Source organism: Streptomyces sp. NPDC053542 (assembly GCF_044544685.1).
Classification (GTDB): domain Bacteria; phylum Actinomycetota; class Actinomycetes; order Streptomycetales; family Streptomycetaceae; genus Streptomyces.
This window is the reverse complement of sequence record NZ_JBITXL010000011.1, coordinates 36,034-62,968: the sequence shown is the minus strand read 5'-3', so window position 1 is coordinate 62,968 and position 26,935 is coordinate 36,034. Positions and strand designations below refer to the sequence as shown.

Here is a 26,935-nt window from a genome sequence, read left to right as displayed (position 1 = left end):
CCGGTCGGGGTGCCGCCGGGGGGGGGGGGCCGGGGGGGGGGGGGCCCCCCCCCGGGGCGGGGGCCCCCCCCCCCGGGCCCCCCGGGGGGGGGGCCGCCCCCGCGCCCGGCTCCGGCGCCGCGCGTGACCCTCAACGCGCGCGGCGCCGGGCTTGCGCCCGGGGTTCGCCGGTCTCGCCCTCCGGGGTGCCCGGTGCTCGCCGTCGGCGGGTGCGCCACCGTCGTGGCCGCTCGCGCAGTTCCCCGCGCCCCTGAGCTGCCGCTCCGCGCAGCTCCCCTACCGCCCCCGCTGTGGGCAGCCGCGCCATTACCTCCACCCCCCGCTGTGGGCAATCGTTCCGCAGGGCGGAACGGGTGGGCACAGCGGAACCCCCACCGGCGGGCAGCCGGAACACGTCCCCCCGCCCCCCCCAAGGAGCCGCACATGCTCATCGACCCCCTGGACTCACCGGAGGCGGACGGCCCCGTCCACGTGCAGACCCTGCTCGCCACCTGGGCGCAAAGACTCCGCGCGTCCGACCGCAAACCCCGCATCGCGCTAGCGGAAGGCACCGACCCCCGTGCACTGTGGGCCGCCGCCCACCTCGCCGAACACGGCGCCGTCACCCCGGTCCTCACCGGAGACCCCGCTCGCATTCGCGAACTCGCCGCGACCCTCGACCTCAAGCTCCCGGAGGACCCGGACGTACTCGACGTCCTCGACCCGGCCCACATGGCGGGCGACTCCCGCTGTACGGACGCCCTCGACGAGGCGCTCGCCGCCCGCCGCCGCCTCACCTCCCACGACCGCCGCGAGCTGGCCGCCGACCCCCTCTACCTCACCGCCATCGCGCTCCGCCTCGGCGACGTCGACGGCTGCGTCGCCGGCAGCAACCGCCCCACCGCCGACGTACTGCGCGCCGGCCTCTACGTCGTCGGCCTCCAGCCCGGCATCCGCACGCTTTCCTCCAGCTTCCTCATGGTCCTGCCCGACGGCCGCGCCCTCGGCTACGGCGACTGCGCCGTCGTCGTCGACCCCACCTCCGCCGAACTCGCCGACATCGCCCGGGCCACGGCCACCACGTACGAGCAACTCACCGGCGAGCGCCCGCGGTTGGCGTTGCTCTCCTTCAGTACGAAGGGCAGCGCGCAGCACCCCCAGGTAGACCGGGTCCGCGACGCGGTACGCCTGCTCCGGGCGGCCGATCCGGGCCTGGAGGTGGACGGCGACCTGCAGTACGACGCGGCCGCCGTACCCGCGATCGGCCGCGCCAAGGCACCCGCCTCGCCGGTCGCGGGCCGGGCCAACACCTTCATCTTCCCGGGCCTGGCCGCCGGCAACATCGGCTACAAGATCGCCCAACGCCTCGGCGGCGCAACCGCCATCGGCCCGCTCCTCCAGGGCCTGGCGGCCCCCCTGCACGACCTCTCACGCGGCTGCTCGGGCTCCGACATCGCCGCCCTGGCCCTGGCCACGGGCGTACAGGCGACCGTCAGCCGGACCCCGACACCGCGTACGCGATGAAGTCCGCCCACGACGCACCCGAAACCCGCATCTCGGGCCCGCCCATCGCCTTCGAGTCGCGGACGTGCACGACATCCGCCGCACCGGACCCCGCAGCGTCACTGGCACGTTCGATGTCGAGCGGATCGCCCACCGCCCCGATCGGTTCTCGCGCCTCCGGCCGACCCGTTGACGGGTAGTTGAAGGTTGATTCACAGTAGTCAGCGCATTGCCAAACCGAGCGGTTGGTCAGTCCCTGTGTGCGGTGCCCCGGCCTGATCCGTGAGCGAGGAAGGCGCGTTTCGATGACCGACATCACGACCATGGAAGAGCTGCTCCGCGACGCCCCCACCAACTGGGGCAAGTGGGGGCCGGACGACGAGGTGGGCGCGCTGAACTACCTCGACGCGGCCGAGGTGCTGCGCGGCGCGGCGCAGATCCGCTCCGGGCAGGTCTTCACCCTGCAGCGGCTGATCGGTGACCCGAAGGGCGACCCCGTGTGGCCGGGCCGGTCGCCCGCCGAGCGCACCATGGTCGTGGACGAGTCGAGCTGGGACGGCGCGGACGCGCCCGCCGCCCCGGGCGGTCTGCACTACGCCGACGACAGGATCGACGCCTTTCTGCAGGGGTCCACGCAGTACGACGCGCTCGGCCACGTCTGGTACGGCGGCAAGATCTGGAACGGGTACGACGCCCGGACCACCGTCGGCGGGCTGGACAGGGCGAGTGTCGAGCCGATCGCCGAGCGGGGCGTGGCCGGGCGCGGCATCCTGCTCGACATGGCGCGCTTCCGCGGCAAGAAGGCCCTGGAGAAGGGCGAGACCTTCACCCATGAGGACCTGGAGGCATGTGCGGCGGCCCAGGGCACCGCGATCGAGCCGCGCGACATCCTGCTGGTGCGGACGAACTTCCTGGAACTGTTCCATGAGCAGGGGGACGCGTTCTACGAGGACTTCTGCGAGCCGGGGCTGACGTACAGTCCGGGGCTGGTGCGGTGGTTCCAGGAGCGGGAGATCCCGAACCTTGTCACGGACACCATCGCGAACGAGCGGACCGTCGAGCCCGAGACCGGCTTCGCGCTGCCCCTGCACTGCGCCCTGATGCGCAACCTCGGCATCGCCCTCACCGAGATCTGCGACCTGGAGAAGCTCGCCGCGAGCTGCGCGGAGGACGGCCGGTACACCTTCCTCTACACCGCGGCGCCTCTGAAGGTGCACCGCGCCACCGGCGCCCCCGTCAACCCCGTGGTGATCAAGTGAGTGCGTACCAGGAGCGTCCCTGGCTGGCGCGGTACGCCGAGGGCACGCCGGCCGACATCACGCCCGAGCACCCCACCCTCCTCCACGCCTTCCGGGCCTCGGTCGAGCGCAGCCCCGGCACCGAGGCGATCCGGTACTTCGACGGCGTCCTCACCCTCGCGGACCTCGACGCCGCCTCCGACGCGCTCGCCGTCGCCCTGGCCGAGCGCGGCTTCGCGCCCGGCGACCGGCTCGCGCTGTACCTCCAGAACGGCCCGGCGTTCGTCATCGGCCTGCTCGCCGCCTGGAAGGCCGGTGGCGCCGCGGTCGCCGTCAACCCGATGAACAAGGCGCGTGAGCTGCGGTATCTGCTCACCGACTCCGGCGCGAGCGCGCTGCTGTGCCTGGACGAGCTGTACGAGGACGTGGCGAAGGGCGTCATGGGTGGTGGTGCCACGCAGGTCGCCACTGTCGTCACCTGCTCGGCGCTGGACTGGCAGACGCGCGACGACCCGCGGCTCTTCGACGGCGTGCGGCGGAGCCGGCCGCGCGGCACCCTCGACCTCCGCACCCTCATCGAGCGCTACGCGGGCCGCGCGCCCGCCCCCGCGTCCCCCGCCCCGGCCGACATCGCCGTCCTCACCTACACCTCCGGTACCACCGGAGAGCCCAAGGGCGCGCTGAACACACACGGCACGATGCTGTTCAACGCCTGTACGTACCGGGAGTGGATGCGGCTGGGCGAGGACGACAGCATTCTGGGCGTCGCGCCGCTGTTCCACATCACCGGGCTGATCGGGCATCTCGCGCTTGCCCTGCTGCTGCCGTGCCCGCTGGTCCTCGCGCACCGTTTCCACCCGGGAGTCGTCCTGGACGCGCTGCGCGAGCACCGGCCGACGTTCACGGTCGGCGCCATCACCGTCTTCATCAGCCTCGCGGGTGCCCCGGACGCCACCCGCGAGGACTTCTCCTCGCTGCGCGTCGTCTACTCCGGCGGCGCGCCCATCGCCCCGGCCGTCAACGAGCGGTTCGAGAAGGCGACGGGGCGGTACATCCACAACATCTACGGGCTGACGGAGACCAACTCGCCCTCGCACGCCGTCCCGCTCGGCGCGCAGGCGCCCGTCGACCCGGAGTCGGGTGCCCTGTCGGTGGGCGTGCCGGTCTTCAACACGGTCGTGCGCATCCTCGACGAGGAGGGCGCGGAGGTGCCGGTCGGGGAGGTCGGCGAGATCGCCACGTCGGGGCCGCAGGTGGTGCCCGGGTACTGGAACAAGCCCGAGGCCACCGCCGCTGCGCTGCCCGGCGGCGAGCTGCGCACCGGCGATGTCGGCTTCATGGACGCCGACGGCTGGTTCTACCTCGTGGACCGCAAGAAGGACATGATCAACGCGGCCGGGTACAAGGTGTGGCCGCGCGAGGTGGAGGACGTGCTGTACGGCCATCCGGCGGTCCGGGAGGCGGCGGTGGTCGGCGTGCCGGACGCGTACCGGGGCGAGACGGTGAAGGCGTTCGTGTCCGTCAAACGGGGCGAATCCGTCACCGAGGAGGAGCTGATCGGGTACTGCAAGGAGCAGATGGCGGCCTACAAATACCCGCGCTCCATATCCTTCCTGGATGATCTGCCGAAAACGGCCACGGGCAAGATCCTGCGCCGGGAACTGCGGGACGTACGCGCCTGACACCCTGCGGTCACACCGGGCCGGGCGAGGGAAACGCCGAGGTAACGCGAAACATCGTCGAAACGTCGATGTTCGAGACCGGAAATTGCGGCGGGTCACTCTCTTCCCTGGCCCGGCGTCGCCCCCTGTCACCCCCGCCGGGCGGGAAGGTTGACACACATGCCTGCCGGAATCGACTCCGGAGACACCGCCTGGCTGCTGGCAGCCACCGCCTTGGTCCTGCTGATGACGCCGGGCCTGGCGCTGTTCTACGGCGGCATGGTGCGTTCCAAGAGCGTGCTGAACATGCTCATGATGAGCTTCGTGGCGATCGCCGTCGTCACCGTCGTCTGGCTCGCGATCGGATACAGCCTGGTGTTCGCTCCGGACACCGGCGCGGGCCTGATCGGCGGCCTGGACCACCTCGGGATGCACGGCATCGGCCCGAAGAGCGTCACCGGGCACGTCCCGACCGCCCTCTTCGCCGCTTTCCAGCTCACCTTCGCGATCCTCACCGTCTCGCTGATCAGCGGTGCCATCGCGGACCGCGCCCGCTTCGGCGCGTGGGTGGCCTTCGCCGCCCTCTGGACGCTGCTCGTCTACGTACCGGTCGCGCACTGGGTCTTCGCGCCCGGCGGCTGGATCCTGGACCAGCTGGGTGCGCTCGACTTCGCGGGCGGCACCGTCGTCGAGGTCAACTGCGGCGCGTCCGGCCTGGCGCTCGCGCTGGTACTGGGTCCGCGGCTCGGCTTCGGCAAGGAAGCGATGCGGCCGCACAGCCTGCCGCTGGTGATCCTCGGTGCCGGGCTGCTGTGGTTCGGCTGGTTCGGCTTCAACGCCGGGTCGGCGGTCGCCGCTGACGGCAAGGCGGCCATGGCGCTGTTGAACACCCAGGCGGCGGGCTGCACCGGCCTGCTCGGCTGGCTGCTGGTGGAGAAGCGCCGGGACGCGCACGCCACGACGCTCGGCGCGGCCTCCGGCGCGGTCGCGGGCCTGGTCGCCATCACCCCGTCCTGCGGTTCGGTCGGCATCTGGGGCGCCCTCGCCATCGGCCTGGCCGCCGGCGTGGTCTGCTCGTACGCCGTGAACTGGAAGTTCCGTTTCGGCTACGACGACTCCCTGGACGTGGTGGGCGTGCACCTCGTCGCCGGCGTCATCGGCACCCTGCTCATCGGCTTCTTCGCGACCTCGGCCATGACGGACGGCCCGGCCGGCCTGTTCTCCGGCGGCGGCGCGGGCCAGCTCGTCAAGCAGCTGATCGCCGTCCTCGCCACCGGCGCGTACGCCTTCCTCGTCAGCTACGCCCTCGGCAAGGCCATCGACAAGGTCATGGGCTTCCGCGCGGACCCCGACCACGAACGGGCCGGCCTCGACCTCACCGTCCACGCCGAAACCGCCTACGACCACGGCGTACTCGGCCACGGCACGGTCGGCCGCCGCGACCCGGTCACGCACCTCCCCGGCGCCACCACCACCCAGCACCGCGCGGACCGCGAGCCGGGGGACTGAACCGGAGGGGCTGATACGGGGGCTGATACGGGGATCGGCACGAGGGGCGCGCCGGCGCGGTCCAGGGGCGGAGAACCGCTCATTTCGTTGCACAGGGGGGCCTACCGCAACGAGGGGACCGCGCCGCGGCGCGCCGTCGTGCTTCCGGGGCTCCCGGTGCCGTCCGTCCGTGAGCAACCCGGGTGAAGTGAGGGGCCGTCTAGCTCCGTGTCATCTTCCGCATGAAATGACACTTCACATCACAGGGGGATGCCTCATGGCATTACGCACATACGATGTGGTGGCACTCAAAGTCCCGATTGTGTACGACACGTGGGGGGACCACGACCCGGACGGGATGATCTACGCGCTTGCGGCGGACGAGCCCGAGCTGCGCAGGATCCGGGAGCAGTTCCCGGACCCGTTCCCGCATCCGATCGAGGAGCCGGACCGGCTCCCGAAGCCGCACCCGCTCGTCCGGCCGCTCGTCCTGCGCGCCAACGCCGGCGACAAGGTCGTCGTGCGGTTCCGCAACGAACTGCCGCAGCGCGCCGGTATCCACGCCCAGGGCGTCGGCTACGACGTCCTCGACGCGGACGGCGGCAAGGTCGGCAGAAATCCCGACTCCGCCGCCGACCCGGACGGCGGCCGCCGCACCTACGTCTGGCGGTGCGACGAGGAAGGCACGTTCTTCTTCGGCGACCTCGCCGACCTGCGCGGCGCCGAGCACGGCTCGAACGCGCACGGCCTGTTCGGCGCCCTGATCGTGGAGCCGCGCGGTGCCACCTGGACCGACCCGGTCACCGGCGGTCCGCTGGCGTCCGGCCTGTACGCGGACGTGCACGTGCCCGGTGAGCCGAGCTTCCGCGAGTACGCGATCTTCATGCACGACGAGACGCACAACCACAACCCCGTCCTGCCGCCGCACCCGATGTACCACTGCGACCTGCCGCGTCCGCACACCCACTCCGTCGCCGCGGGCGGCGAACGGCTGGCGCCGGACATCTTCGGCGATCAGGACCCCGAGCACGGCGGTGGGCACGACGACGCGCACGCCGCCTCGATGATGCTGATGAGCTACCGCACCGAGCCGATGGGCTGGCGCGCGTTCGCCTACGAGCGGATGCTCGCCAACGGGGAGATCGACCCGGTGCGCGACCAGATCGTCGGCGAGGAACAGCACCACAGCTCCTGGCTGTTCGGCGACCCGTCGACCCCGCTGCTGCGCGCCTACCGCGGGGACCGCACGCGGATCCGGCTGCTGCACGCCGGAATCAAGGAGACCCACGTCTTCCACCTCCACCTGCACCAGTGGCGGGCGGTGCCCGGCAACGACGACTCGCCGCTGATCGACTCCATCTCCATCGGCCCGCAGCAGGCATTCACCATCGAGACGACCGCCGGCTCGGTGCAGCGCGCAACCGGCGACGCGATCTTCCACTGCCACCTGTATCCGCACTTCCACTCCGGGATGTGGGGGATCTGGCGGATCTTCGACAAGCTGCAGGACGGCTCGGGGCGGTACCCCGACGACACGCCGATCGCGGCACTGCGGCCGCTGCCCGGCAACCCCGAGCAGCCACAGCCGCCGACCGCCGAGCGGCCGGGGTATCCCGCCTTCATCCCCGGCGAGTTCCCGCAGAAGTCGCCCCGCCCGCCGCGCACCCCGCACATGCCCGCGGGCATGGGCCGGGAGCCCACGGAGCTGGAGCGGGCGGCGTTCGTCGACGATCCGCAGCCGGGGGAGGCGTTCACCAAGGTGACGCCCGCCGGTGTCACGCCGCCGGTCCGCCGCTACCACCTGGTGGTGCTGGAGGCGCCGGTCACCTACTTCGACGGCGGCAACGGCCACCCGGGCGGGGAGGCCGGGCACGGCAGCCGCTGGTACGACCCCCGCGGCGTCCTCTTCGCGCTCAAGGAGGAGATAGACGAGGCGGGCGGCGTCGAGGAGTTCCGGCGGCAGCTGGCCGAGGGCCACCGGCAGGTCCAGCCGATCGCGATCCGCGGGCGCAAGGGCGAGGTACTGGAGTTCACGCTGACCAACGCGCTGCCGGTCGGCTGCCAGGAGGAGACCGCCTTCGACCAGGTACTGCCCTTCCAGGTCGAGTGCGGACTGCACGTGCACCTGGTCAAGTTCGATCCGCTGGTGTCGGACGGCGCCAGTGTGGGCTGGAACTACCTCTCCGGTACGACCACCACCGACCAGGGCGCCGAGGACTTCGCCCGGTACAACTCCTGGATGTACCGCTGGTACTGCGACGAGGAGTTCGGTGTCGTCTTCTTCCACGACCACCTGCTCGCCAACGAGCGGCAGCGGCACGGCCTGTTCGGCAGCATGATCGCCGAACCGGAGGGCGCGGTGTGGGTCGACCCGCACGACCACGACCGCGAGGTGCGCAACGCCAACCAGGCCGTGGTGCGGCTCCCGGACGGCACGGCCTTCCGCGAACAGATCCTCGGCGTCGCCGACTTCGTACCGCTCTTCGAGCGCAAGGACGGCCGCGACGACCCGATCAATCCGCCGGACTTCCCCGGCCAGCTGGAGGACCACGGCGCGATGGCCGTCGGCTACCGCTGCGAACCGCTGCACGAGAGGGGGGACGAGCCGGCCGACTGGTTCTCCAGCGACAAGCACGGCGACCCCGGCACGCCGGTGCTCCGCGGCTACCCCGGCGAGCCGGTCCGGCTGCGCCTGTACCAGGGCTCCCACGAGGAGCAGCACGGCCTGATGGTGCACGGCATGCGCTGGCGGGCCTGGCGCGACGACCCGGCGTCGCCGCTGCGCGACCACCAGACGCTGGGCATCTCCGAGGCGTTCAGCTTCCACCTCGACGAGTACCGCGGGCCCGGCGACTACCTGTGGCACTTCGCCGGCATCGACGACACCTGGATGGGGTGCTGGGGGCTCTTCCGGCTGCACGAGGAGGAGCAGCCGGACCTGCCGCCGCTGCCCGGCCGCCGCACCGCCGACCCACTGCCGCCGTTCCGCTCCTCCCAGGCCCGGCGCTACCGGGTACGCGCCAGGAGCAAGGAGCTGCGCTACAGCGACCAGCGCTCCGACCCGTTCGGCGTGGAGTACCGCACCGACGGCCAGCCCGAGAACGAGCCGATGGTCATCCGCTGCCGCGTCGGCGAGTGGGTGGAGGTCCGGCTCCGCAACGAGCTGGCGGTGCCGCTGACGCCCACCCCGTTCGACCCGCCGCTGCCCGCCAAGGACGATCCCGCGACCCGGGAGATCTCCCAGCGGGTCTCGCTGCACGCGGGCGGCCTGGTCCGCTACGACGTACGGACCGGCGACGGGGCGCACATCGGACGCAACCCCGACGGCACGGTGGGCCCGGGCGACGAGATCGTGTACCGCTGGTACGCCGACACACCCGGCGCCGTCCTCCTCCAGGACCGCGCGGACCTGCGCACCCACCGCCACCGCGGGCTGATCGGCGCCCTGATCGTCGAGCCGGCCGAGGTCACGCCCGAGCGGTGGACCGGGGCGCGGACCCTGCTGCGCGGGCCGGACGGGCCACCGGTCCACGAGCTGGTCCTGATCGTCCAGGACGGCATGCGGCACTACCACGACGGCGACCCCGACCAGCCGGTGCGCGACCTCCAGGAGGACCCCGAGGACGCGGGCCAGAAGGGGATCAACTACCGCAGCGCCCACCTGGTGCCGTCCCGCCCGTCCCTGGCCGACCCACGCCCGCCGACACCACTGCTGGAGTGCCGATCGGGCGACCGCATCCGTCTGCACCTCGTCTTCGGCACGGACAAGCCGCGCAACCACAGCTTCGAGGTGCACGGCGCGACCTGGCCGATGGAGGAACACCTGCACCGGCCGCGGGTCGGCTCCCTCGGCGCGCTGAGCCCCGGCAGCGTACGGACCCTGGACCTGACGGCCGGCGGCCCCGGCGACTACGCGTACCGCAGCGGAGTGCTGCGCTGGACGCTCTCGGAGGGGGTGTGGGGCCTCATCCGCGTCCGCGGCTGACCCTTTGACGGCCCGCGCTGCCGGTCCGGCGCGGCCGCAATAGCCGTGGAAACGCCTCAGGGGCCATCCGGAGATGGCCCCTGAGCGCCATCGGTGGCGCCGAAGGACCACGCCCACTGTTGGCAGCCGCCCGGCCACCGGTCGAAACAGGTCGCGTGATAACCTGCCCGACCGCCGAGTCGGCGTACTGAGCCGGGATCGGGACCGTGGAGGACCCGGGCCCCGTGTTGCCCAAGAGGACCACGTACTGCGGACAGGAGAGGTGCGCACTCCATGACGACGGCGGAATTCGACCACATCGAGAAGCCGACGCCGCTGGAACGACACCTCGCGGATCGCCTCGATCCGCGTCTGAGCTGCCTGGAGATCTGCGCGGGCGCGGGTGGCCTCGCCCTCGGCCTCGAACGCGCAGGATTCGACCCCGTGCTGCTGCTGGACAACCGGCCGGTGGCATGCGAAACGCTGCGCGCGAACCGACCCGCTTGGGACGTGCGCGAGATCGACCTCGTCGACTTCGACCCTGCGGAGGAGCAGAAGGCATACGACGTCGACCTCCTCGCCGGAGGGCTTCCCCGGGTCAAGGGCACCGCGGCCGTCAACCGCACGAGGAGCAACGACGTCGAGCTGGGGCTGTTCAGGGCCGCCATCGAGTTGATCTACGGCGTGCAGCCCCGCGCCGTGCTCTTCGAGAACGTACCGGACGTAGTGACCAAGGACGCGTACGCGCCCCTGCGTGACTTCGTCGCCGAGGAACTGGACCACCTCGGCTACAAGCACGAATGGTTCGTCTGCAACGCGGCCGACCACGGCGTTCCGCAGGATCGCGCCGAGGGGGTCCTCATAGCGTTCAAGGGCGACGGCCTGGACCGCTTCCGCTCCCCGGAGCCGCTGCTCGATCCGCCGATCACTGTCGGCATGGCGCTCGGGGAATCCATGGCCGCCGGCGGATGGCACCGCGCGGTCGAGTGGGCTGCCCAGGCCGACCGTCTCGCCCCGACGATCGTCGGCGGATCGTGGGACAGAGGCGGTGCCGATCTCGGCATGACGGGGTCCAAGCGGGCGTGGGCACGCTTGGGGGTGGACGGCGGCACGATCGCGGACGCCGTGCCGGGCCCGGATTTCCACTGGGATCCCGAACTGGGGCGCGCGGGCATGATGCCGCTCACTGTCGAACAGGTCGCCGTCCTGCAGGGCTTCCCCGACGACTGGAAGATCATGGGGCGTAAGACCGCCCGCTACCGGCAGGTGGGCAATGCGACGCCGCCCCCGCTGGCCGAGGCCCTGGGCCTCTCGATCCGGGCAGCGCTCCTTGCCGAGTGAAGGGCGTGGCTCTGCTCCCAGCTGGATCCCGATAGACTCCCACACCATGACCGCCGCTCAGTCCACTCAGTTCTCGTCTGCACGTTTTCGTATCGTGGACTTGTTCGCGGGGCCCGGGGGGCTCGATCTGGCCGCCGAGATCCTCAACACCGAGGGCATGCCCGTCAAGGCCATCGGCATCGAATGGGACGACGACGCGTACGAGACGCGGCAGGCAGCCGACTTGCTCACCGTGCACGGTGATGTCCGTGACTACGGTCCCGACAGCCCGCAGGTCCGCGAAGCGAACGTGTTGGCGGGCGGGCCGCCGTGTCAGACCTTCACCGTGGCCGGCTCGGGCGCGGGGCGCAAGGCGCTCGACCGGGTCCTGTCGCTGGTGAACGAGCTCGGGGCGGCGAAGGAGATCAACGACCTCGACCTCGTGATGAAGAAGGCCGAGATCGCCGAGACCTTCGACGACGAGCGGACCGCACTCGTCCTCCAGCCTCTGAAGTGGGCGCTGGAGGCCCATTTCCTGGGCCGACCGTACGAGGCCATCGTCCTCGAGCAGGTGCCCGCCGTGCTTCCCGTATGGGAGGCCATGGGGGCGGTCCTGGAACGGATCGGCTACAAGTTCCCGCTGCCCGAGGGCGCCGACCCGGAGGACGCACTCCCGCTGTCCCTGGTCGGGACCACCCCCTCGGCCCGGTCGGCCAAGTCGTCGCCGCGCGCCTTCGTGCTGCACACCGAGGAGTACGGGGTGCCACAGACCCGCCGCCGTGCCGTGCTCCTGGCACGCCTCGGCGAACATCCGCGTTTTCCCGCGCCGACGCACCGCCGGTACCGCAAGGGAGTGGAGCCGTCGGAGGGCGCACCGGGACTCGAGGAGTGGGTGTCGATGGGGAAAGCACTGGGCCGGGAGGACGAGTTCGTGGTCGTGTCGAACTACGGAACCGGCGGGGACCCGAAGGCACGCGGACGTCGCAGATCGACGACCCCTTCCGCGACAGTCACCGGCAAGATCTCCCGGAACCGGCTGGAGACGCTCGACGGCAGGTACATCGGCCGCTTCACCGAACCGGAGGCGGGGCAACTCCAGTCGTTCCCGCGGGCCTACCCCTGGAAGGGCGGTGCCATCGCCCAGCAGATAGGAAACGCGGTCCCACCGCGGCTGGGTGTGCACATTCTCAGCGCCGCCCTTGGGCTCGACGAGCCCACGGAACAGGTGTGGAAGCGCCTGGAGGAATGGGCTCGGCCGTAGCGGCCGGCCCCGACCGGCCGCTGAGTGATGTGTGGCGGCCCTGTGTCGTACGTCGATCTAATGGGCCGCTCGACGCTGCCTCCTGGGCGCCTCCGCCAGAAGTTTCTCGAACAGCGTGACGAGGACGTCCACGGATCGTGAGCTCACTCGACCGTCGTCGGGCCCGTCCGGCACTCGCTCCCACGGAACGGCCGGTGCATCCTGCGCCTCGGCGATCCACTCCAGGAGGGCTTCGCCGTCGCCGCCGGGGTCGGGTGCCAGGACGTCGTAGACGAGCGTGCTGCCGGCAGTGTTGACGGCAGAGGACAGGGCGTTGACGTGGTCGCCCGGACGCGGGGTGGCGGAGGCGATCAGGCGGTCCACAATCTGCACGATCGCCAGGGCCGTCGGGCGATGGTCGATGACGTCCAGTCGCAGAGTGGTGTTGAGGACATCCTGCACCCGGCAGGCGGTCTCCACCGGGCGGTAGTCGGCTCCGTCCCGGAAGAGTTCTGCCGCCCACCACAGCCTGGAGAAGGTCTGGGTGTAGTGCGCCCCGCTGAAGCGTGCCGTGGAGACGGTCTCCGTGCCCTTGTGGCGCCAGACCACGTAGTCCGGGGCGACGAGCAGGGCGAGGTGGTTCCACAGACGGCTGTCGGCGGCCTCGGCTCTCGTCAGGCGGAGCGTGGCGTGCAGCCGGGGGGCGAGCCAGCCGTCGGCAGCGGTGCGCTGATCTGCGAAGCGTCGCATCGCCTCGTCGATCAGTTGCCGCACAGGTCCAGTGTGTCGGCGTGCCTCGGATTCGGAGAACGCGATCGCGACCTTGCGCAAGGCGACCTGCGGAGGCGCCTCCCGACCGGTCAGGACGGCACGGCTGAGGTGCTTGGCCACGACCGCGTCGGGCAGCAGGCCCAGAACGGGGGGGACGTCGTAAGGAGTTACCCGGCCCATCAGCTCACGCTCTTCTCTGCACGGTCGATGGTGCGTACCGCGTTGGTCAGCTTCTTGGAGATGCGACTGCGCCTTCCGGCCGCGTACTGAATCGCGGTCTGCAGTTGGGACCAGCCGAATCCCTTGGTACGGCGCTCGTTGATCTCGTAGAGCGCGTCGGTGAGTTCACGGCCGGGCAGGACGTCGGGGAGCATCATGCGCACGACGGCCTCGCGCCATCCCGTCGGCATGACGGGGGTGCCGTCCTCGTCGACATCGAGGTCGCTGATGGCCGTCTGGAACATGGCGGTCCAGGCATCCTGTGCGACCTGGCTCGCCGTCATGTCGCGCAGCATCCGCTCCGCCGTACTGCCGCCCTTCGCCTGGAGGACCTCCAGCAGACCCTCCACAGCGGTGGTGTTGAGGTACACGGTGGGGATGTCGGCGCTCGTCTCGACGATCCAGGGGGAGTCCTGGAAGGGCCGCAGCCAGTCGTGCGGACCGTCGCGGAAGTCGACCTCGACGATTTCGATCTCGCGGCGCCGCACAGGGGCGGACTCACGCAGGTCGACGTACCACTCTTGTTCCGCGGAGCCGATGAGCCGCCCTGGGGTGCCGCCGACCGACCCGACCACATGCAAGGTGAGCGTGGCACGGCGCAGGTGGTGATGGTGGAACAGGTCGATGGTGCCGCGCCAGTCACCGGCGGGGCTTCGCGTGAGTCCTGCGGTCGTGCGGGCGTTGGTCGCCTTCTCCGTGAGGACGGCCACGCATGTGACGTCCGTCCAGGGGCCCTCGGAGAGTTCCGACTCGGGCAGGTGGGCCTTGAGGTGGAGAGTGGCCAGGGCCCAGTGCTCACGGCCGGCCCGGTGCAGGGCCACCGTCCGCTCGGTCGTCGACACCTGCGCGTACGGGAGCGGTGTGTCGTCCACGGTGACGGATGCGACTTCGAGATCGATGTCGCCGAACACGGTCGGGTACGGGAACACGGATTTCATGCCGCACCTCCGCGAGCCTTGACGATGTCGACGGCGAGACGCGCGAAACCGCCCTGTACAGGATGGGTGTCGGGGTCTGTCACACCCGTGAATACTGCGGTCCGCACTCCGGGTTCCACGATGATGTCGCCGTCCTCGGCGCGGCAGCTCTCCGAACCGACGAGCAGCGACCAACCGACGGTCGGCCGGCCTCCGGAACGTACGTCGAACTTGGCGACGGGGGTGAGCAACCAGGCGTCCTCGGCGTCAGGCAGCTTGAGGGTGACTGTGACGTTCCAGGCTCCGGTGTCCTCGAGGTGGGCGCTCATGCTGCGTACCGTGGGGAACGACCGGGTGCGTCGAACCCCGTCCGATGCTCCGCCTCCGTCGAGACGGAGAAGTTCGCGCAGGGCGGCCGGGCCACCGGTGCGAGTGATCTCCCGGCGGACGGCGAGCGACCGCACGGTTTTGTCGATGCTCTGCCGGAACTCCTTGATGCGACTGAGCGCGCCGCGCTCATACGTCGTGGTGAGTTCCTCGGTTCGGTCCCAGCGGTCGTGCTCGGGCGGTTCGGAGGCCCGCAGGAATGCCTCCGCAAGATCGACGTCCTCTCCCTTGCGGCCCGTCGCATAGCCGGCGAGGAGTACCGCCTGGAACGGCATGGTTCCGAGCGGTAGGTCGCGGGGCCGCTGCTCAGCGATCGTCATGCGGTTGCCACGCATGCACACGACCCGATTGAAGTGCTCGTCCGTGTCGTCGGCCGGGGTGAGCAGCAGGACGGCCGGGTGTTCCCGGCCCTTGTCACGGGGCCGGCCCTTCCCCTTGAGGTGAGTGACGATCAGTGGGACTTCGGTGCCGACGACCTGGTCGCCGGACGTGAGCTCGGGGACGGTTTCACCGTCGAGGTATGCCTGAAGGGCCCGGCTGAGGGCCGCGTGGTGGGCGTGGGGGTCCACGCGCTCCTCCGGGATCACCACCTGTCCGTTGCGCAGAGTGGTGACTCGGGCTTCCAAGAGTGGGCCGGCGTCGCGACCACCGATCATCGCCGCCCAGAAACCGTCGGCGAGCGACCGTACGAGCTTGTCGTGCATCTCCTGCAGTGTCTCGGCGTCACCGGAGGCGTCGTATGCGCCGACGACGAGGAACGACGTACCGGGCTCGTCGCTCGTGCGCTCCAGGTGCAGGTCGCGGACCGTCTGTTCGTCGGCCCACCACGAGCGGGCGACATCCTTGCGCTCGGGGTCGGTGTCGGGCTCTCCCCACCACGCCGGTCCCGCGTACGCGTCGCCGTCGAGAGTGTGCCACGGCAGGTCGAGACGCCCCACGACACGTCGATGGGTGCGGCCCTCGTGCGGTTCGGAGAGCGTCGAGTTGATGAGCACGAGGCCGAAGCGGCTGGTGGCCCACAGGGTGGCCTTGCCGAGGCCGTACGAACCACCGGCGCGGCCTCCCGATGCCTTGTGGGAATCGAGCGTGCGACGTACGACCGCGGCGAACCGTCCGTCGCTGTACTCCGGGCCCGTGAGACCGGCCGCGTTGTAGTCGTCGATCCGCAGGAGCAACAGGGAGCGATCGGCAGCGAGTTCGTCGAGCGCGGAGCGCAGGCTGCGGGAGACCTTCTGTCGGCCGGCGGCGGCTTCTTCGTAGTGTCGGCTCAGTTCATTCCAGTGCACAGCCTTGAGAAAGGCATCGAGATGCTCGCCGCTGAGCTCGTGGAGCGTGTAGCGCACGCGCACCGGCTCACGGGTGTCGAAGCGTTCATCGAGCGAGTTCTGCGTGGCCTCTCGGGCGAGGACGGACAGGTCGGCATCGAAGGCGAAGGCGGCGACGTTGCCGTACTCGCGGCCGCCGTCGGCGTGCGCCGGGCGATGCTGCCATCGCAGCGGGAGGGCGGTCGGGACGTCGGCGACGCGGGTGATGAGTGAGGCGAGGTCGGTGCCGAGGATTTCGGCGATCTTCAGCTTGGCGTCCTCGCGCGGCTCGGCGCGGCCGGTGATCCACGCGGAGACCGCGGCCCGCGTCTTGCCGAGTTCGGCGGCGAGCTGCGCCTGCGTCATGCCGGCGCGGCGAAGCTGCCGCCCGAGCCACGGCCCGAAGGGTTCTCCTTGCTGCCCTGTCATTGCGGCGGGTCGACCTCCGTCGATCTTGTCAGTTCCCCTGATCGGGGTGTCCCGACGATGCTACCAGGCAATTTTGACACGAGTCATCGTGTCAAAATTCGTTGTACATGGTGAATGCCGGTAGCTCTGTGGTCCGTATCGCTGTCATGGCTGCCCGCGCCCCAAGTTCGTTTCTTTCAGGTTCGGTTCAAGGTACCCGGGGTTGTCCCCTGACGGTTCCTCAGGGCCGAATGGACAACAGGAGCATCCCAGGTATAGTTCCGGCTCACCGACCGGGATGACCACTCCGGCTCGGTTCGGGGAGGCGTGGACGGTTTGTTCCGTCGTCACGCCAGCACATGGCAGGGGGCCTCGTGTACGACCGTCGATTCTCCGCACCGCGCGACCCGGTGACGGGCCGCCTCGTGCTCGCGTAGTCCCAGCACGCCCGCACCTCTCGCACCCGGCCCCTCACGGATGCGTCCCGAGGTGGCAGTCCTCGCGATCGCAGGACTTCCACCATCGGTTCCGACCATTTCCCGGCACCGGCCTCGAGTTCAGTGAAGCCCGGCGCCCCTGCCGGGCTTCACCAGCCTTCCCTCGAGGAGCACAGAACTCCGTGAACAGTCACACGGACGGCGCCGTCCTGACGAAGATCGCCGAACTCACCGAGCTGGCGCTCGGCACCTATGCCTTCAACCCCGACCGAGTCGAGGAGGACGCCAACGGCGAGCGCCGTATCCATCAGGGCGGATACGGCGACCGCCAGCTCTTCGAGCTGGTCCAGAACGCTGCCGACGAGCTGCGTGAGCAACCCGGCGGAAAGATCCACGTCATCCTGGACGACGACTACCTGTACTGCGCGAACGAGGGCACTCCGATCACGCCGGAGGGGGCGGACACCATCCTGCGCATGGGGGTGTCCCGCAAGCGCGGTGGGCAGATCGGGCGCTTCGGAGTGGGCGTGAAGTCCATCCTCTCGGTGACGCCCGCCCCGCAGTTCTTCAGTACTTCCGGTTCGTTCGGTTTCGACGCGGACTGGTCGGCGGCCGAGATACTCGCTGCCGTCAACAAGGGCCGCGCCGACAGGGGATTGCCCCCGGTGGAGACCGTCGGCGAAACGCCGGTGCTGCGGCTGGCCCGGCCCCTTGACGAGGAGCAGGAGTGCGCGAGAGACGGGAGATTGCGTGAGCTGCTGGCCTGGGCCACGACCGTTGTGCGACTTCCATTGCTGCCCGGGGCGGCCGACCGGCTCGGCCTCGACATCCAGCAGCTCGGTAAGGGCCGCAATGACGGCGGCCGGGAAGAGTTCCCCCGGCTCTTCCAGCTCTTCTCCCACCATGTGGGTACCGTCCTGCTGGAGGACGTGCGGAACATGCCGAAGGTGCACCGCGAACTCACCGTGGAGCACGACGGGATATTCCACACCGTCCGCGAAGAGCGCGGCGGGGCCCACGCGGAGGTGGAGAAGTTCCGCGTCTTCACGACGCCGCACTCCGTGACGGACGAGTCGCGGGGCGCCGCTGGTGAGCTGCACGCGCGCGCCACCATCGACGTCTCCTGGGCCGTTCCCGAGTACCGGGTCAACGACCAGGGAATCCGTCAGGTCCCCAACGAGCGCGGTTGGTTCTGGTCGTTCTTCCCGACCAAGTACGCGACCACGCTCAGTGGCGCCCTCAATGCGGCCTGGAAGACCAACGAGGACCGACAGAACCTGCTCACCGGCAGCACTTTGAACGAGGAGCTGATCCGGGTCGCGGCCGACCTGGTGGTCGGATCGCTGCCCGACCTTGTGGAGCCCGAGGACCCGGCGGCATACCTGCCGCTGCTGCCCGGTCGTACCAAGGAGTCGCCGAACTGGGCCTGCGCCCGACTGACCGATCTCGTGTGGAGCGCGACGGCACAGCGGCCGTCCCTCCCCGACCAGGACGGTGAGCTCCGAGTCCCTGCCGAGTTGCGGATCCACCCGGAACGGCTTTCCGGAGAGGCCCTCGCCCTGTGGCGTTCGTACCCCGGTCGCCCCCGCGACTGGGTGCACCACTCCGTTGAGGTCGGTGCCCGCCGCGGCAAGCTGAGCCATTTCCTGACTGCCGCCGGCAAGGACGCGGAAACCGTCCGCGACTGGCTCGAGGCATTGGTCGAGGACGGCACCCCTGAAGCGTCCGCCGCCGCGATCCGCCTGCTGGCGCTGCTGCTCGACGAGCTTCCCCCGCAGGAGGCGGAGGAAGCCCGGCGTGCCCGCATCGTCCTGACCACCGAACAGGTTCTCGTCGCCCCGGTCGCGGGCCGCCTCTTCCGGGACTCCGGAGCCGACGGCCTCTCCGACGATCTGGTGTACGTCGACGGCCGGATTTCGTCCGACCCGGCCATGCTCGGCCACCTCGACCGTCTGGGGATCCGAGACGCCGACAGCGCCGGCCGGTTCCAGGGCGTGCTCGACCAGGGGTTCGAGGGTTACAGCGACGATTCGTGGACTCGCTTCTGGGAATTGCTGCGCAGCGCCGGTGGCACCGTACAGGTGCCGAGCATCCGCGCGAAGGTGCCGCGCATGGGCGAGAAGCTGCATGTGCGGACGATCGCCGGCGTGTTCCGCCCGCTGAATGACTGCCTGCTGCCCGGAAAGGTCGTCCCGGCGGACGGCTCGCGGGACGCGGAGATCACCGTCGACACGTCCTTCCACGACGTCTCGGTTCTGTGGGAACTCGGCATGAACGACTGCCCCACACGTGGTCACAACCCCAATCACGACGCCTGGTTCCAGGACTACCACCGCGCGCTGCACGATGCCTACCTGGAGGGCCTCGACAAGAAGGCCAGCCGTGTGCAGAGACAGACCGTACAGCTGACGGGTTCGCTGACGGCCGGCCCGCTCCACATCTTCGAACGCCTTTCTCCGGAGGGCAGGGCCGCTTTCCTCGACGCGATACCGGCCGACGGGATCGTGGAGTCCTGGACCCGGCAGATCGGCCGCAATGTGAGCACGCGTGCTCGGGTGGTCTCCCCGATCAAGTGGCTGTTGCGTCGCACCGGCACGGTGCACACGTCGAAGGGGCTGGTGCCGCTGCGTGAGGCCGTGGGGCCGCAGCTCTCGGCGTACGCACACGTCCTGCCCGTGGCCACGAAGCTCGACGAGGACAAGGCCCGACGCCTCGAGCTGCCGATGTCGGTGGAGGACGTCGCGCCGGAACGTTGGTCCGAGCTCCTGGAGCTGGCAAAGAGCAGCGAGGACGACGCCCTCGTCGGCTCCACGTACGCCACCCTCGTCCGCGTCGCCCTGGAGCTGGTCAAGGCCGAGGAGGCGTTGCGCTGCCGGGTCGGCGACGAGTGGGAGATGCGCCCGGACAACGAGATCGCCGTGGCGACATCGCGAGCCGAGTACGAGGAGCTGATCCGGGAACGGCACCCGGTCCTCCTCGTCGCTGCCGCCGCTGACCGCGAGCAGGCCGAGTACATGATCGCTCAGTGGGGGATGCGACGGGTCTCCGATGTCGTCGAGAAGCGGGTGCGCGCCGTGCCGGTCGGCCCGCCCGTACTGTTGATCGACGAGTATCCGCCGCTGCGCCGACGCCTCGGCAGTCGAGCCAATGGCCTGTCGCTGCAGCGTTGTTCGGAGCTGGAAGAGGTCGTCCGCACCCCCAATGGCAGCCGGCCCACCCCGCTCGACGGCACCCGCCAGGAGAACACAGTCCTCGTGCCGGACGTGTTGTCCCCGGAGCAGGCGCTCGTCATCGCCGATCGGGAGTTCGGCTGGAACATGGGCCGCGCCGGATGCCGAGCACTGATCCAGAAGCACGAAGAGGACAAGGCGGACCGTGCCCACCAGGCCCACCTGGCCGCCATCCGTAGCAGCCGGACGGTCATCGACAAGATCGCCATGATGATCGAGGAGGAGAGCCTCAAGGCGGAACTCCCCGCCGGTCTGCTCGCCGACGAGGTCTCCGGGACCGGGCGGGAGCCGGACGCTCGGCGCCTCGCGGAGATGGCTTACAACGCGCACGGCGAGTCGGTGCTGCGTGTGCACGCCAAGGACATCGCCGCCCGGTACGTCAACGCGCCCCGCCACTTCGACGGCGGCTCCTCCGCCCTCCGTTTCGTGACCGACCTCGGCTTCCCCGACTCGTTCGCCGGCGCCCGTGTCCCCTCGCCGCCGGCGCGAATGGAGGCGCAGGGTCCGACGACGTTCCCGGCTCTCCACTCCTACCAGGAGCGCCTGGCATCGAAGCTCACCGATCTGCTGACGCTGCCGACGCCGCAACGGGCCATGCTCGCCCTGCCGACGGGCGCGGGCAAGACGCGTGTCACGGCGGAGGGTGTCATCCGCTGGATCCGCGAGGTAGGCACGCCGCGGGGGCCGATCCTGTGGATCGCCCAGACCGAGGAGCTGTGCGAGCAGGCTGTCCAGTCCTGGAAATTCGTGTGGGAGAAGGTCGGCGCGGATCACCCTTTGGTGATCGACCGACTGTGGAACTCCAACTCCGCGACACCGGTGTCGGATCGCCCGCACCTGGTCGTGGCCACCGACGCGAAGTTGCGACTGTGCCTGCGCACGGACGAGTACGCGTGGCTGCGAGAGGCTTCGCTGGTCCTCGCCGACGAGGCGCACGTCGCGATCGCCCGCCAGTACACCGAGATCTTCGAGCAGCTGGGACTCACGCACCGCGAGACGTCCCGCCACCTCATCGGCCTGACCGCCACCCCGTTCCGCAACGATGTCGAACTGACGCGGCGCCTCGCACAGCGCTTCGGCAACCGCCGTCTCGATGACGGCGTCTTCGTCGGCGAGCCCATCCCGAGTCTCCAGGACCTGGGGGTATTGGCTCAGGTCGTCCACCGCGAGCTGGCCGGCGCCCGGGTGCGGCTCGACGCCGATGAGCTGCGCGCCGTCGAGCAGTTCAGCGGCTTCCTGCCCAAGGGCGCCGAGCAGCGCCTCGCCGAGGACGACGCACGCAACCGGATGCTCCTCGACGAGATCACGAAATTGCCGGACGACTGGCCGGTGCTGGTGTTCGCGACCTCCGTCTCGCATGCCAAGTTCCTCGCAGCGAAGCTCAGCGACCGCGGCATCAAGGCAACGGCCATCGACTCGGCGACTCCCATCGCCGAGCGCCGCAAGCGGGTCGACGCGTTCCGCCGGGGCGAAATCCGGGTCATCACGAACTACGGCGTGCTGAGTCAGGGGTTCGACGCGCCGGCGACGCGTGCCGTGGTCATCGCCCGTCCCGTCTACAGCGCCAACAGCTACCAACAGATGATCGGGCGCGGCCTACGTGGCCCCCGCAACGGCGGCAAGGACACCTGCCTCATCCTCGACGTACGCGACAACGTCGAGAACTTCGACGAGAGCCTTGCCTTCACCGAGTTCGAGTACCTGTGGAAGAAGGGGGAGCGGTGACTTTCCGGAACGGGGCCGGTCTCTCGCTCACCCCGGCCCAGTCGTCCGTCGTGACGCAGCCCTGGGATGCCAGGACGCTCGTCACGGCGGGGGCCGGCGCCGGCAAGACGACCACTCTGACGTACCGGCTGGAGCATCTGACCGATACCGAGGAGCTGGAAGCGGGTGAGATCCTCGTCCTGAGTTTCTCGCGCGCCGCCGTGCGGGAGCTTCGGGAGCGCGTCGACCGGCTCGCCACAACGGCCCGCCGGGTACGTGCCCAGACCTTCGACGGCTGGGCCCTGTCCGTGCTGCTCATGGAGAACCCGCAACGGGACGATCTGGCGGGCACGGGCTTCGACCGGCGCATCGTGATGGCTACGGAGGCCATCGAGCGCGGTGTGCTCGACGAGAGCGAGCAGGGTGTTCCCGCACACGTCGTCATCGACGAGGTGCAGGATCTGGTGGGTGTGCGCCGCGACATGGTGGAGGCGCTGCTCGACCGGTACGCCGACAACTGCGGCTTCACCGTGGTCGGGGATGCCGCGCAGGCGATCTACGGCTTCCAGGTGACCGATCACGACGAACGCGCGGCCGAGACGAATCTTTTCTTTCGCTGGGTGCGTTGCTCCTTCGGCGATGATCTGGTGGAGGTGAAGCTGGCCGACAACTTCCGCGCTCGTACGCCGGAGTCCCGCATCGCGCTTCCCTTCGGAGCGTCTTTGCAGAACCTTTCCGACGATGCGCCCGAAGCAGCGGAAAAGGGAGAGGCGCTGTACGCGGAACTGCGCTCGGAACTTTCGCTCGCTCCGGCATTCGGCAGCTTCGACGACCCGTTCACCCTCGACTCGTTGCGCGACTTCGACGGTACGACCGCGATCCTGTGCCGGGACAACGGGCAGGTGCTCCACATGGCGGAGCGGCTGAACGAGCTGGGCGTGGACCACCGCATCCAGCGGTCGCCCCGCTCGCGTCCCGCACCGGCTTGGGTTGCGGATCTACTGCTCGCGACCGGTGCGGACCGGCTGAGCGAGAGTCGTTTCTTCGAACTGGCCGCACTTCCCCCGGAGACGGATCCGCAGCGTACGTGGCACTCGCTGCGGCGTTGTGCCGGCGGCGCACGCGGAGCCCTCGACCTCGAAGCGCTGCGTCGGGCGGTCGCCGAGGGACGGCTCCCCGACGAGCTGACCGCGGCGCCCTCGCATCCGCTGGTCGTCTCCACGATCCATCGAGCGAAGGGGGCGGAGTTCGACCGTGTGCTCGTCGTCGAGCCGCAGGCGCCGTCCGAGTGGCGAGACAAGCACAGGGACGTACCGGCCGAGGCGCGTCTTCTGTATGTGGCGATGACCCGGCCGCGCGACGACATCTACCGCCTCTCGCGCCCGAGCACGTGGGCGATGCACAAGCATCAGCAGATCGACCGTTGGTACGCGGGCGGGCGCCAGGCGTACGTCCGGGTCGGCGTCGAGGCCGGCGACCTCGACGTGTGTCACGAGGTGCCCGCCGGCGCCGCCGATCCGACGGCCGATCCGGTCCGGACCCAGCAGTACCTGCGTCAGGTCGTTCGCTGCGGCGACCCGGTGGAACTGTACAGGTTGCACGATCTGCCCAATTCGGCAGCGGAGACCCCTCCGTACGGGATCTTCCACGAGGGACGGCCGATCGGTGCCGTGTCCGAGCGGTTCCGGCGCGACCTGTGGCGCCTCTTGAAGGTCAACGCCGGCTGGAAGGTCGAACGGTGGCCCTGCCGCATCACGGGCCTGCGCATCGACACCGTCGAAACCGTCGCAGGATTCCCCGCTCTCACCGAGCGCTTGGGGCTGGGCGACCGGGGAATCTGGACCGCCCCGCGCCTGTGCGGTCTCGGTCGCTTCGACTGGACCCACGCCGATACTCTTCCGGAAGGACACCGCCACCCGTGACCGCATCTTCCCCGCACGCGGCGCACTACGCGCTACGCACCGAACTGCGTGACGCACTGCGCAGTGACCTTCTGGGCCCTCATGGCGGCGCCGAGGAGGTCCTCACCGACGACGCGCCGATCACCGCATACCCGATCGGTGTCCTCTTCCCTCGGCCTTCCGCCGGCGAAACCGAAAACGGTATGCAGCCGACGCCGACCCTGGGTGACGAGGACGGAGCGGACACTCCACCCGACGTCGTCTCCGGGGACGACGGCGAGCAGGGCGCCGCGGATCTCGGTATCGCGCTGGCCAACCTGCGCAAGCCGTCGTCCATGGGATTGACCTTCGCGGTCGATCCGGTTGAATCCGCGCGTCTTATCGTCACTGTCGAAGCTGGCCGATACATCCCGGAGGACGAGGCGGGAAACCCTGTCGAGCCACGTCGCGGCGAGGCCCGCAGCACCGAGCGGCAGAAAGAGCGCTGGCGTCGCGAACCCCTCGTATGCAAACCGGGCGAGGTCGATGTGCGACGGCCGGGGTCCGCAGGCGGCACCTTGTACGACGGCTTGGAATGGCGGGCCCTGGTGCGTCCCCTCGCGTCGAACGGCACGGTCACGGTCACCGTGACCGTCGTGAACACGCTGACGGTCGGAGAGTTCGACCTGCAGGACGCGTACTGCTTCTTCCAGCCCAAGGTGACGGTGCACGGCACGCAGGGCACCCTTCCGTTCGTCGAGCGCCCCACCGGGCTCGACGCGGTCGACGACGAGCAGGCTCTCAGCCGCTTGTTGCACCGGCACGCCCCGGTGTTCGCGACGGGCCACGGCACGTCCGTCGCGTGGGACTGGCAGGCCCCGTCACTCCGTACCCCGATGCCCGAACGGGCGGCGGTCGCGTCGGTGCGGACCGAGTTCGTCCCCACCCACGAGGTGCTGCTGACCGACTCGAACCCGGAGATCGACGACCGTGCGTTGACCATGCACGGGCTCGGGCACGGGACGCGCGAGGAAGCCGTGGCCGCCCTCACACGCCTGCTCGACGGGTACGAGGAGTGGATCGACCAGCGCGAGGCCGAGGCCCGTGCTCTCGCCGACTCCTCGCACGCGCCGGCCGCCCGGCGGCAGGTGGATTTGTGCCGTGCCGCCCTGCAGCGTATGCGGCGCGGGGTGGCACTCCTGGAGGACGACCGGCAGCCGGACGTCTTCCGCGCCTTCCGGTGGGCGAACCAGGCGATGGCGCAGCAGCGGGCACGCACGGCCTGGATCAAGCAGGGCAGGACGGGAGAACCGCAGGTCGAAGCGGGCAAATGGCGGCCCTTCCAGATCGCCTTCATGCTGCTGTGCCTGGAAGGGATCGTCGATCCGAAGCACGAGGATCGCGACGTCGCCGACCTGCTGTGGTTCCCGACCGGTGGCGGAAAGACCGAGGCGTACCTCGGTCTCATCGCGTTCACCACTTTCCTGCGCCGACTGCGCGACGGGGAGTGCGGCGGCGGGGTCACCGTCATCATGCGCTACACGCTGCGCCTGCTGACACTCCAACAGTTCGAGCGTGCTGCGTCGCTGATCTGCGCGATGGAGCGTGTACGCGCGGAGCACATGGCGCAACTGGGCACCGAGCCGGTGTCGCTGGGGATGTGGGTCGGCAAGTCGGCGACCCCGAACGACCTGGAGCGCGCGCAGGACCGGCTGGACGAACTGCGCCGCGAGCCGGGTAAGTCTCTGCAGAAGGAGAACCCGGTCCAGCTGCAGGCATGTCCGTGGTGCGGTGAACCCCTGACGGCCTTCGACTACGAGGTACGCGAGAGCGCATGCCGCATGATCGTGTGCTGTCCGAACACTGCTTGCGCTTTCCACTCCGACGACGGCCTCCCGGTGCACCTGGTTGACGAGGCGGTGTACGACGCGCATCCGACCCTCGTCGTCGCCACCGTCGACAAGTTCGCCTCGATGCCGTGGGTCACCGCCACGGCAGCCCTGTTCAACCGTGACGACTCGGACGGCCGGCGCCCGCCGGAGCTGATCGTTCAGGATGAGCTCCATCTCATCTCGGGTCCGTTGGGGACGCTCACCGGTCTGTACGAGACGGCCGTGGACGTACTCGCGGAGCGCCCGAAGGTGGTGGCGTCCACGGCAACCATCCGGCGGGCATCCGAGCAGGTCGGCGCGCTTTTCGACCGTCGTGTCGCCCAGTTCCCACCGGCGGGACTGGACTCACGGGACTCCTGGTTCGCCGTGGAGACGCCGCGTGACGACAAGGCGTCACGTCGTTATGTCGGCCTGTTGACGCCGAGTACCAGTCAGGCATCTCTCCTGGTGCGCACGTACGCTGCACTCTTGGACGCGGCGGCCCGCTGCGAGGCCGACCCGGAGGTCAGGGACGCGTATTGGACGCTCGTCGGCTACTTCAACAGCCTGCGCCTGCTCTCGGCCGCCGAGCTCCAGGTCCTCGACGACGTCCAGGACCGCCTGGAGCTGCTCGGTCGGCGCACGCCGGCGGGGCCGCGTACCGCGACACAGATGATCGAGCTCAGCAGCCGTGCCGACTCCAGCGCCGTCCCGCGTCATCTGCGTCAGCTGGAGCGTAGGTTGCCCGATCCGGACACCCTTGACGTGCTCCTCGCCACGAACATGATCTCCGTCGGTGTGGATATCGACCGATTGGGGCTGATGGCGGTGATGGGCCAGCCCCAGACGACCGCCGAGTACATTCAGGCAACCAGCCGCGTCGGGCGCCAACACCCCGGATTGGTCGCCGTCATGTACAACTCGGCCCGTTCGAGGGATCGTTCGCACTACGAGGGTTTCCCGGCCTTCCACTCCGCCCTCTACCGCGAGGTGGAGTCGACGAGTGTCACTCCGTTCTCCTCCCGGGCACGGGATCGGGGTCTGCATGCGGTCGTCGTCGCGCTCGCCCGGCTGATGTTGCCCGCCGCGCGTGCCGACGAGGCGGCCGCGGACATCGCGGGCTTCGTCGACGAGCTGAACGCCGTGGTTCGCCCGCGCATCCTCGCCCGCGTCGGCGCGGTGGACGACCTGGAGCGCAAGGCGACGGCCCGGAGCTTCGACGAGTTCGTGCACTGGTGGCTCGACCTGGCAGCCGACCGTCCCACGCTGAAGTACAAGGCCCGACGGGGCTCTCACGAGCCCGCTCTACTCACCGGTTTCGACGACGAGGACCCGGATGCGACCGGCTGGTCCACCCTGTGGAGCCTGCGCGACGTCGATGCCGAATCCACCCTCTTCCTGGAGCGCTGACACC

14 protein-coding genes are annotated in these 26,935 nt (G+C 70.0%); 10 read left to right on the top strand and 4 right to left on the bottom strand.

Annotated elements, in window-relative coordinates; genetic code table 11:
* Window positions 1–423 precede the first annotated feature (423 nt).
* Entirely contained in the window at window positions 424–1,503 is a 1,080-nt protein-coding gene (locus ACIGXO_RS27935; protein WP_399792271.1) for a phosphotransacetylase, read from the top strand.
* Here ACIGXO_RS27935 and ACIGXO_RS27930 read toward each other — a convergent pair.
* Window positions 1,472–1,798, bottom strand: a complete 327-nt coding sequence (locus tag ACIGXO_RS27930; protein ID WP_399792269.1) for a DUF397 domain-containing protein — start codon at window positions 1,796–1,798, stop codon at window positions 1,472–1,474. The genes ACIGXO_RS27935 and ACIGXO_RS27930 overlap by 32 nt on opposite strands.
* On the opposite strand from ACIGXO_RS27930, the gene ACIGXO_RS27925 reads away from it, so the two are divergent.
* The 6 genes from ACIGXO_RS27925 to ACIGXO_RS27900 all read left to right on the top strand — a co-directional run bounded on the left by ACIGXO_RS27925 (window position 1,788) and on the right by ACIGXO_RS27900 (window position 12,414).
* Window positions 1,788–2,741 carry a cyclase family protein gene (locus ACIGXO_RS27925; protein WP_399792267.1) on the top strand — a complete coding sequence of 318 codons (954 nt, stop codon included), beginning with the start codon at window positions 1,788–1,790 and terminating at the stop codon, window positions 2,739–2,741. The genes ACIGXO_RS27930 and ACIGXO_RS27925 overlap by 11 nt on opposite strands.
* Window positions 2,738–4,402 (top strand): AMP-binding protein, encoded by a 1,665-nt coding sequence (locus ACIGXO_RS27920; RefSeq protein WP_399792265.1) that lies wholly within the window; start codon window positions 2,738–2,740, stop codon window positions 4,400–4,402. The genes ACIGXO_RS27925 and ACIGXO_RS27920 overlap by 4 nt, the downstream gene beginning before the upstream one ends.
* Window positions 4,403–4,561: 159 nt before the next feature.
* Window positions 4,562–5,890, top strand: a complete 1,329-nt coding sequence (locus ACIGXO_RS27915) for an ammonium transporter (protein ID WP_399792263.1) — start codon at window positions 4,562–4,564, stop codon at window positions 5,888–5,890.
* A 301-nt stretch (window positions 5,891–6,191) separates the two neighbouring features.
* Window positions 6,192–9,854, top strand: coding sequence for a multicopper oxidase domain-containing protein (locus ACIGXO_RS27910; protein WP_399792261.1), 3,663 nt, complete (start codon window positions 6,192–6,194; stop codon window positions 9,852–9,854).
* 273 nt (window positions 9,855–10,127) lie between these two features.
* A complete protein-coding gene (locus tag ACIGXO_RS27905; protein ID WP_399792259.1) occupies window positions 10,128–11,174 on the top strand; it encodes a DNA cytosine methyltransferase in 1,047 nt (348 codons plus the stop codon).
* A 94-nt stretch (window positions 11,175–11,268) separates the two neighbouring features.
* Window positions 11,269–12,414, top strand: a complete 1,146-nt coding sequence (locus ACIGXO_RS27900; RefSeq protein ID WP_399792257.1) for a DNA cytosine methyltransferase — start codon at window positions 11,269–11,271, stop codon at window positions 12,412–12,414.
* A 57-nt stretch (window positions 12,415–12,471) separates the two neighbouring features.
* On the opposite strand, the gene ACIGXO_RS27895 is transcribed toward ACIGXO_RS27900, so the two are convergent.
* From ACIGXO_RS27895 to ACIGXO_RS27885, 3 genes are all read right to left on the bottom strand, one after another.
* Window positions 12,472–13,167 carry a DUF6339 family protein gene (locus tag ACIGXO_RS27895; RefSeq protein ID WP_399792255.1) on the bottom strand — a complete coding sequence of 232 codons (696 nt, stop codon included), beginning with the start codon at window positions 13,165–13,167 and terminating at the stop codon, window positions 12,472–12,474.
* A gap of 176 nt (window positions 13,168–13,343) precedes the next feature.
* Complete coding sequence (locus tag ACIGXO_RS27890; RefSeq protein ID WP_399792253.1) at window positions 13,344–14,321, bottom strand: hypothetical protein; 978 nt, start codon at window positions 14,319–14,321, stop codon at window positions 13,344–13,346.
* Entirely contained in the window at window positions 14,318–16,420 is a 2,103-nt protein-coding gene (locus tag ACIGXO_RS27885; RefSeq protein ID WP_399792251.1) for a helix-turn-helix transcriptional regulator, read from the bottom strand. Before ACIGXO_RS27885 ends, ACIGXO_RS27890 begins: the two co-directional genes overlap by 4 nt.
* Window positions 16,421–17,018: 598 nt before the next feature.
* Between ACIGXO_RS27885 and ACIGXO_RS27880 the strand changes: the two genes are divergently transcribed.
* Genes ACIGXO_RS27880 through ACIGXO_RS27870 form a run of 3 tightly spaced genes read left to right on the top strand, consistent with a single transcriptional unit; the run spans window position 17,019 to window position 26,931 of the window.
* Window positions 17,019–21,791 (top strand): DEAD/DEAH box helicase, encoded by a 4,773-nt coding sequence (locus ACIGXO_RS27880; RefSeq protein WP_399792249.1) that lies wholly within the window; start codon window positions 17,019–17,021, stop codon window positions 21,789–21,791.
* On the top strand, window positions 21,770–23,692 hold the full coding sequence (locus tag ACIGXO_RS27875; RefSeq protein WP_399792247.1) for a UvrD-helicase domain-containing protein: 1,923 nt from the start codon (window positions 21,770–21,772) through the stop codon (window positions 23,690–23,692). The genes ACIGXO_RS27880 and ACIGXO_RS27875 overlap by 22 nt, the downstream gene beginning before the upstream one ends.
* On the top strand, window positions 23,689–26,931 hold the full coding sequence (locus ACIGXO_RS27870; RefSeq protein WP_399792245.1) for a helicase-related protein: 3,243 nt from the start codon (window positions 23,689–23,691) through the stop codon (window positions 26,929–26,931). Before ACIGXO_RS27875 ends, ACIGXO_RS27870 begins: the two co-directional genes overlap by 4 nt.
* Window positions 26,932–26,935 lie beyond the last annotated feature (4 nt).